Source organism: Leisingera sp. F5, from assembly GCF_001593695.1.
This window is the reverse complement of the sequence record NZ_LUKH01001331.1, coordinates 1-1,105: the sequence shown is the minus strand read 5'-3', so window position 1 is coordinate 1,105 and position 1,105 is coordinate 1. Positions and strand designations below refer to the sequence as shown.

Below are 1,105 nucleotides of genomic sequence, written 5' to 3'. Positions count from 1 at the left end.
AAACTTTGACGGACAGGTAGAGCGCACCCGCTCGCGCCCCATCCCCTCGGGGCAGGTTACGGTCAAGGGCGCGCTGGCCTGGATGGGGCTGCAATGCCTGGCGGGCCTGTTGATCCTTTTGACCTTCAACCAGGCGGCCATTGCCATGGGCATCCTGTCGCTGCTGCCGGTGGCGGTCTACCCTTTTGCCAAACGGTTCACCTGGTGGCCGCAGGTATTTCTGGGCCTCGCCTTCAACTGGGGCGCGATGCTGGCCTGGGTCGCACACACCGGCACCCTCGGCTGGCCGCCGGTTCTGCTGTATCTGGCAGGCATTGCCTGGACGCTGTTTTATGACACCATCTATGCCCATCAGGACACCGAGGACGACGCGCTGATCGGGGTGAAATCCACCGCCCGGCTGTTCGGCACGCAAACACCAATGTGGCTGCGCCGCTTCATCGTGGCCTTTGTCAGCCTGATGGCGCTGGCGGTGATCCTGGCAGTGCAGGACAGCGCCTCGGTGCTGGCGCTGGTGCTGGCGCTGGCGGCCCCTTGGGCGATGGGCTGGCACCTGACCTGGCAACTGCGCGCCTTTGACGCGGAAAACACGCAAAGACTCTTGCAGTTGTTTCGTCTCAACCGTGATACCGGCCTGATTCCGCTGATTTTCTTTGTGCTGGCCATGTTCGCGTGATTGAACCGCAGCCGCGCGCAGGGTAAGAGCCTGTAACGCAAACTGGGAAAATGCTGCCATATGCGCCTGTCTAAGCTGTTGATCCCGGGCCTGGCCTTTGCCGCTGCTGCCGGGCTGAGCCTTGTTGCCGCCGGATTTGCCGTCACCGCTGTGGAACGGAGCACAGAAACGGCTGTGCGCCGGGCGCTGGATGACGGCGGTTTCACCTGGGCTGAAGTAACCTCCGACGGTTTGCAGGTGCTGCTGGAAGGCACCGCTCCGGACGAGGCGACGCGGTTCTCGGTCAAATCATTGGCCGGCACGGTTGTCGATGCGGCGCGAATCCTTGATGGCATGGATGTGCCGCCCGCCGATGGCCTGGCACCGCCGCGGTTCTCGGCGGAAATTCTGCGCAAAGACAGCGGCATCTCGATTATCGGTCTGATCCCC

General features: G+C 63.1%; 1 protein-coding gene and 1 pseudogene. Both read left to right on the top strand.

What is annotated here, in order from left to right:
- A partial coding sequence (locus tag A2I95_RS41185) for a 4-hydroxybenzoate octaprenyltransferase (protein WP_291738053.1) occupies positions 1 to 676 on the top strand: 676 nt, incomplete at its 5' end.
- Positions 677 to 736: 60 nt separating this feature from the next.
- Positions 737 to 1,105 (top strand): annotated as a pseudogene (locus A2I95_RS41180) (hypothetical protein); the annotation flags it as partial.